Source organism: Clostridium punense (genome assembly GCF_017874425.1).
Classification (GTDB): Bacteria; Bacillota; Clostridia; order Clostridiales; family Clostridiaceae; genus Clostridium_J; species Clostridium_J punense.
This window is the reverse complement of the sequence record NZ_JAGGLL010000028.1, coordinates 50,907-57,759: the sequence shown is the minus strand read 5'-3', so window position 1 is coordinate 57,759 and position 6,853 is coordinate 50,907. Positions and strand designations below refer to the sequence as shown.

Below are 6,853 nucleotides of genomic sequence, written 5' to 3'. Positions count from 1 at the left end.
AATTGTATATTTAATTTTTAAAAGTCACCCTTCGGATGGCTTGTTTGCTATGCCATCATATTTTTATAGCTATTCATACTTTAAATTTCAACCTTGACTCTTCCATATCTTCCACTCGGACACCACAAACCACGCCTTTGATTAAAGTCCTTGAAGGATTAAGCATAGGTGCTTCAGCAAAGAAGGTTTCATAGTCTGTCTGTTTTTCCAACTCAGCATCTAGCTCTTCCTGACTATATCCTGTTAGCCAACAAATGATTTCATCCACTTCTGCTTTAGTGCGTCCCTTTTTTTCTGCCTTAGCAACCAAAAGAGGATAGACTTTTGCTACACTCATTGTATATATATTATGTTTAGTCATAAAAAATCCTCGCTTATATAATTTTCTTTATTATATCACAAAAATAATTCATTTAAATGAAAATTATGCTTATTTTTTATGTGAATCCTATAAAATGTTCTACTTCCTATAAATTCCCTACTACCATTATAGGAGTATCCTCTCACCACTTTTATAACATTTGTAGGTGATAAATTATTTGATGCTTATATAAAATTAACGACTTTGCACAATATCCACATTTAGTATACTATGGTATAATTTACTTGTTGATTATTTGCAATAGTAACACATTATTGTAAAAATAGGAGGGTAAATTAATGAGAATTCAACTGAAAAAAACTTCACTTAAGCCCGTAGAAATTTCATCTCAGTTTCACGTAAAGAAATTACTTTTAGAAGGTATAGAACTAGAAGAAAGCCTAAAGTACTACTTATCAAAATTTATAGTAGGAATATTAGACCCAGATACTGTAGGTCAAAAACCAGATAAATTTATTAGTAATCTTCAAAAGGGGATTTTGGGTGATTTTTCTAATAGATATATCATCACTGCACATGATAATGATGAAACTATTGGTATTTTAATAGGACTACCTCAAAAAGAGCAACTACTACATATTTACTCATTACATATTTCACCAGAATATCGTTATAAAGGTGTTGGCTCTACTCTATTATCTAAATGTATAAATGATATGTGTACAAGCAATGTAACAGACCTTATTATAGATGTTCACATGGATAATACACCTGCCTATAATTTATATAAAAAGTTCAATTTTATTGAAATTACAGATAACAAGTAAAGCTAGGTGGGATTGTTCCACCTAGCTCTCAGTTAACTCATCTAAATATATATTTGTTTTCTGCAAGTTTTTTAATTATTAAGCAAAATACTGTTTTAATTCATCTAAACTCTTTATATCAAAAATCTCCGTTGCAATAACTTCTATAGTTTCCTCTGGGAGACCTTTAATTCTATTTTTGTACTCTTCAGGCACGGATTTGAATTTTTTAATTAACTGTTTAATTAACATCTCAGCTTTTCCTTCTAATTTTCCTTCTTCTTTACCGTCTTCCCTTAACATTCTACCAATTTCAGTCAACTTAAACACCTCCATAAACTTTTTCTTACTTTCCTTATCTCCAAATTTTTCAAAGAGCGCGTAGAGTAAGGACATGCATTTTAACTTTTCATTACTTTCCGGTATCTTACTTGCAAGTTCAATACTTTCTAAAGCTCTTTCTGACTTACTCATTTTTGTTTTCATTAATGGTATAAAAGTTAAATTTAAAATATCTTCATCTGTTAAATGTTCTTTATTATTAATTTTATTCCTCAAGTATTCAATCTTTTCATCGCCATCTAAATTTTTCATATAAAATGCTTCAATTGAATACTTTATAGTTCCGATATCTATCTCAGTTTGCACTTCTTCAATATCTGCTGAGTATATTACCATAGTTCTCACTCTTTTATTCTCTCTGTAATATAGTGAGGCATCATAATACAAAAACCTCTTCAAATCATCCTTTTTATCTGTGGTTTGAAATTCAAAATGCAGCAGTTCACCATTTTCAGTGTGGAATAAATAATCAATACTATTATTCTTAATATCGATGGTTTTTATTTCTGTTTCTGCGGATGCAACAACTTTGGTACTAATTCCAAAGAATTTAACTGCATTATCCTTAAAAAATTCCATAGCCTTTTTCATAACTGTGTCTTCAATTTTATTATAATCCATATGTAAACTCCTTTCTAGTATAGTATTTATATTATTGACATAATAGGAGTTTTATAAACATATGTTCGTATTAATTTTAAAACTATATATCTTTCTATATAAGTTTTAGCAATATTTATCCATTACTTAATAAATTTAAATCAACTTAGGTATGGTGAAAAAAATCAATTATCTTACTCGCCTATTTTGCGTAATGTTACCTCCACAGAACCCGTTAATAGCCAAACCATAAGTAAAACCTGCGTCCTTGGTTTGTGCAAAATATATTTGTATTCATGTATCTACTGTGTTTCTGGTTATAATAAGCTAAACATGATAAAATTACAATATACTAATGATATTATTAAAATTACAGTGGATATGGGGTAAAGGGTATGGATAATATAGCTAGCAAGATATTTGCTCAGGAGATTTTAGAGAATAAACCTTTAATTGTAGAGCCAAAGGGTATTGAAAATAACTCTTACTTAGTTAATAACAAGCTCATTGTAAACTCTGAAAGCGGCAATCTATTAAATGAGCTTAAAAAATGTCTTAGAGAATGTGAAAGGTTTTATTTTTGTGTGGCTTTTATAATTTTAGTGGCCTTCAGCTACTTCTAGATACTTTTAAGGATTTAGAGGATGCTGGAGTTAAGGGGAAAATTATTACCTCTACCTATTTAAATTTTACGGAGCCTAAAGCTTTGGAGAAAATTAACACCTTTGATAATATTGATTTAAAAATTTTTGTGGCTTCAAAGGAAAGTGGGCTTCATACTAAGGCTTATATTTTTGAAAATAAGGATGAGTATAAAATCATCATTGGTTCTTCTAATATTACTCAAAAGGCTCTTAAGAGTAATGTGGAATGGAATGTTAAGGTTATTTCTAAGAAGGATAATGAGTTTACCCATGATGTGCTAAAAGAGTATGAGAGCCTCTGGAATTGCACTGATATTGTTGATGACACCTTTTTAGAAACTTATAAAAACTTTATTAAAGAAATTAAAGCTATTGACTCAAGAAAAACAGTGGAGTTTGATAATTTTAAAATTATAAAGCCCAATGCTATGCAGGTTCGGGCAACAGAAAACTTACATAGACTGAGATTACATGGAGAAAATAAGGCCTTAGTTATTGCAGCAACAGGTACTGGTAAAACCTATATGTCTGCCTTTGATGTGATTAATTATAAGCCTGAAAAGATGCTTTTTGTGGTTCATAGAGAAGAGATTTTAAAAAGTGCTGCTAATACCTTTGAAAGACTTAGCAAGAATAAAACAAAAACTATTGGACTTTTAACAGGTACTAAAAAAGAAAAGGGAGCAGATTATCTCTTTGCTTCAACTATGTCCCTATGCAATAGCTTAGAAGAATTTGATCCTCATGAGTTTGAGTATTTAATCATAGACGAAGCTCACCATGCTTCAAGTCCAACCTATAAGAAAATATTAGATTATTTTAAGCCAAAGTTTCTCCTTGGAATGACTGCTACTCCTGAGAGAAGTGATAGTGATGATGTATTTGGAATCTTTGATAATAACGTGGCTTTAGAGGTTAGACTTCATGAGGCACTAGATTTAAACTTAGTAATCCCTTTTCACTACTTTGGAATCACCGATGTGGAAGGGGTAGATCTTAGCGGAGTTAGCCTTGATAATATTACTGAAATTACTAAGAGACTGAAGGTTAATGAAAGAGTGGATTTTATCATTGATAAGATGAATTTTTATGGTCACGATGGAGATTCCCTAAAATGTGTAGGCTTTTGCGCTAGTATTGAACATGCAGAATTTATGGCTGTGGAGTTTAATAAAAGAGGAATAAACAGTGTATGTCTAACTGGAGATGATAAACCAGGAGAAAGACAAAAATACATAGATAAGCTTCAGGATGATGGAGATGACTTAAAGGTAATCTTCACTGTGGATATATTTAACGAAGGGGTGGATATTCCCTCTATAAATACAGTTTTAATGCTAAGACCCACTGATTCCCCTATTGTTTTTATACAACAATTAGGTAGAGGACTAAGAAAGCATCAGGATAAAAGCTTTTTAACGGTTTTGGACTTTATAGGAAATCACAATAAGGCTTTCTTAATTGCCATCGCCTTAAATGGATCTAGATTCTACGACAAGGATAGTTTAAAGGTTGCAGTTGCCACTGAGTTTGCCAGTGTTCCTGGGTGCACTCATATCCAAATGGATAGAATCTCCCAAGAAAGAATACTTCAGCAGCTTAATAATGAAAACTTTAACTCTATGAAGTATTTAAAAGAGGAATATCAGGAATTTAAGAGGATGCGTAATGGCAAAGTTCCCTATTCCTTAATGGATTATATTAAATATGAAGGAGCTCCTGATCCTAATAAATTCATTAAAAGAGAAAAAACTTACTTAGGATTTCTAGCTAAAATGGAAAAGGATGAAGAATTAGAAGGTTTACTTTATACAAGTGATTTCTTTAAGCTATTAAAGGAACTTTCTAGTAAGCTTCCTTTAAAAAGAGTCTATGAATTTGCCATAATTAAATATTGCTTAAATCATCACAATCTTTCACTAGAACAAGGCAGAAATGAAATCTTAAAGTACATTTCAACTGTGACGGATGAGGACATTTTGCACAGCTTTAGATTCTTAAATGGAGAGTTTTATGATTCCTCTCAGCTTAAAAGCAATATTAAATCCTTTAATCTTATAGATGGTATTTTACATACTACAGAGGAATTTAAGACTATAATTTCAGTGGATAAGTTTAGGTTTTACATTGAGGATGTACTTAATTATGGCATAGTAAGGTATGAAAAAGAATTTGGCACTGACTACCATGGTATGCCCTTCTTTAAACTTTACGAACAATATCAAATGGTGGATGCGGCTCTACTTTCTAATTATACTAAAATTCATAGTTCCTTCAGAGGTAGCGGTCTTATAACCAATGGTAATAATTATTTCCTTTATATTGACCTTCATAAAGAAGAAGATATAAAGGAAAGCATCAATTATCAAGATAAGTTCCTCAGCAGAAGAGTTTTTCAGTGGCAAACACCAAACAATACCTCCCAAGGTTCTGAAAGAGGTAAAAATATCATCTTTAATAGGGATAGAAACATTAATCTTCATCTTTTCATAAGAAAGTATAAAGAAATCGATGGAAGTGTGGAACCTTATATTTATATCGGTAAAGGTGATACCTTTGAATTTAGTGGTGAAAAACCAATTACTGTGCACCTAAAACTAGAACATGAAATTCCTCAAAGCTTATATAATGAATTTGTAAAAAAGGTATAGTATGATTTTCAAAAGCTCCCTTTATGGTGCACAGTGTTATTGATTAAACTGTATACCACAAAGGGAGCTCTGTATTACTGTAGCTATAGCTTTTTTATAGCATTTCCTTAACTAAAAGCTCAACAGCTGGCACATCTGCTGGAGCCCAGCTAAGGGATTTTAAGTTTTCCTTCTTAAGCCATATAAGCTTATCATGCTCCGATGCTACAGGCTCACCTTCTACAATACGGCACTTAACCGTAATTAAATTAACAATAAAGTTATCGTACTCATGAGTATTATCATGAAAAACTTCTTTAAATTCAATGTGACAGCCTAGTTCTTCTCTAATTTCTCTAACTATAGTGTCACTAACTTCCTCGCCCTGCTCAACCTTGCCACCTGGAAATTCCCACTGGTTTGGGATAGACATTTTTGTGGACCTTAAAGCACATAAAACCTCTGAGTTTTTATTTTCAATAATTGCACCTACAACTTTAACTAGTTTTTTCATTTGAAACACCTCGGCAATAGTTTAACATATTGGGTGGGAGTTTTGAATATCTTCAATTGTAAATTGTATTACGATTATTAAAGTACTTAATTAAAAAACTCAGAAACTCTAATTATTTCTCCTGAAGGAGTAATTGTTGCTTCTGCAATGCTCCTTTTACTCTTTGCTAAATATTCCTTAACTAAGTGGTACCCGATGGTGTACCCTGCATTAGCTGATAAGCCTACTGGATTATATCCTTGTTTTTTAGCAACTTCATCCCCAAACATATAAGCTGATACTTCTGCAAAGCCTTTAGTTTTTCTGCCCTCTTTAATTACTTCCCTTGAGTATTCCATTTCTTCTTCATCAAAATTTTCAACCCAAGGACCTATGAATTCTCTTCCATAGATTTCTTCTGCAAAGCATTCAGCTAAACCTTCTATTACCAAATATTCTTCTACTGTCACATCCCCATGATTGAATGGTTCAAAAGTAAAACGAACATTATGATTAAACTCATGAGCTAAGGCTGATTTTAACCTATTTTTATTAAATTCATTAGGAACAACCATTAGCATAATATATCCAGGTATTCCCCCAAACCCTGAATATCCTTTATTTGTTTCCATCTCTCTACTGTCTTCATCCCCTAAAAGAATGCTTAAGTTAATTTCTTCTAGTGGGATAGAATAACCTATGTTCTCAAATTCTCGAACTCCCTTTTTTATTACTTCTTCATATTCTTCAAAGATTCTAGTTTCAATAAGTTTTGATAAATTATCGCTGACTTGCTGAATTGATTTTCTTGGTGTCCAAATTCCTAACATCTCTGATGCCATAACAACATCGTATCCATTAGGTGTTGCTGCCTTTAAGGGCACATTTAAATAATCCCACATTGTTTTTAATGGCTGCATCAATTCATATCTGAAAGAATTCTCACTACCTTTTCCATGTAAACACTTCTCATAGAACTCTAAGCTATTAATTAAGTTGACTCTTAACTTCTCCAT

Annotated in this window: 6 protein-coding genes and 1 pseudogene; 3 read left to right on the top strand and 4 right to left on the bottom strand. The window is 31.8% G+C overall.

Annotation, left to right across the window (positions count from 1 at the left end; all coding sequences use genetic code 11):
- Nucleotides 1–85: 85 nt before the first annotated feature.
- Nucleotides 86–361: pseudogene (locus J2Z44_RS16035) on the bottom strand (DUF2200 family protein); the annotation flags it as partial.
- A 299-nt stretch (nt 362–660) separates the two neighbouring features.
- Here J2Z44_RS16035 and J2Z44_RS16030 point away from each other — a divergent pair.
- Entirely contained in the window at nt 661–1,149 is a 489-nt protein-coding gene (locus tag J2Z44_RS16030; RefSeq protein WP_021281696.1) for a GNAT family N-acetyltransferase, read from the top strand.
- Nucleotides 1,150–1,227: 78 nt separating this feature from the next.
- Here the strand turns inward: J2Z44_RS16030 and J2Z44_RS16025 are convergent, their stop codons facing one another.
- Nucleotides 1,228–2,091 carry a DUF4351 domain-containing protein gene (locus tag J2Z44_RS16025; RefSeq protein WP_209649805.1) on the bottom strand — a complete coding sequence of 288 codons (864 nt, stop codon included), beginning with the start codon at nt 2,089–2,091 and terminating at the stop codon, nt 1,228–1,230.
- A 374-nt stretch (nt 2,092–2,465) separates the two neighbouring features.
- On the opposite strand from J2Z44_RS16025, the gene J2Z44_RS21990 reads away from it, so the two are divergent.
- Together J2Z44_RS21990 and J2Z44_RS16020 are read left to right on the top strand one after the other, a co-directional pair.
- Nucleotides 2,466–2,693 carry a hypothetical protein gene (locus J2Z44_RS21990; protein ID WP_021281694.1) on the top strand — a complete coding sequence of 76 codons (228 nt, stop codon included), beginning with the start codon at nt 2,466–2,468 and terminating at the stop codon, nt 2,691–2,693.
- The gene (locus tag J2Z44_RS16020; protein ID WP_021281693.1) at nt 2,651–5,365 is read left to right on the top strand and encodes a DUF3427 domain-containing protein; all 2,715 of its coding nucleotides are present in this window, start codon (nt 2,651–2,653) and stop codon (nt 5,363–5,365) included. The genes J2Z44_RS21990 and J2Z44_RS16020 overlap by 43 nt, the downstream gene beginning before the upstream one ends.
- A gap of 94 nt (nt 5,366–5,459) precedes the next feature.
- Here J2Z44_RS16020 and J2Z44_RS16015 read toward each other — a convergent pair whose 3' ends face one another.
- Nucleotides 5,460–5,858, bottom strand: a complete 399-nt coding sequence (locus tag J2Z44_RS16015) for a (deoxy)nucleoside triphosphate pyrophosphohydrolase (RefSeq protein ID WP_021281692.1) — start codon at nt 5,856–5,858, stop codon at nt 5,460–5,462.
- 86 nt (nt 5,859–5,944) lie between these two features.
- Nucleotides 5,945–6,853 carry a DUF2268 domain-containing putative Zn-dependent protease gene (locus tag J2Z44_RS16010; RefSeq protein ID WP_021281691.1) on the bottom strand — a complete coding sequence of 303 codons (909 nt, stop codon included), beginning with the start codon at nt 6,851–6,853 and terminating at the stop codon, nt 5,945–5,947.

Coding starts and splice junctions, on each gene's coding strand:
- J2Z44_RS16025 (WP_209649805.1), bottom strand. CDS start 2,091: ATGGATTATAATAAAATTGAAGACACAGTTATGAAAAAGGCTATGGAA.
- J2Z44_RS21990 (WP_021281694.1), top strand. CDS start 2,466: ATGGATAATATAGCTAGCAAGATATTTGCTCAGGAGATTTTAGAGAAT.
- J2Z44_RS16030 (WP_021281696.1), top strand. CDS start 661: ATGAGAATTCAACTGAAAAAAACTTCACTTAAGCCCGTAGAAATTTCA.
- J2Z44_RS16010 (WP_021281691.1), bottom strand. CDS start 6,853: ATGGAGAAGTTAAGAGTCAACTTAATTAATAGCTTAGAGTTCTATGAG.
- J2Z44_RS16015 (WP_021281692.1), bottom strand. CDS start 5,858: ATGAAAAAACTAGTTAAAGTTGTAGGTGCAATTATTGAAAATAAAAAC.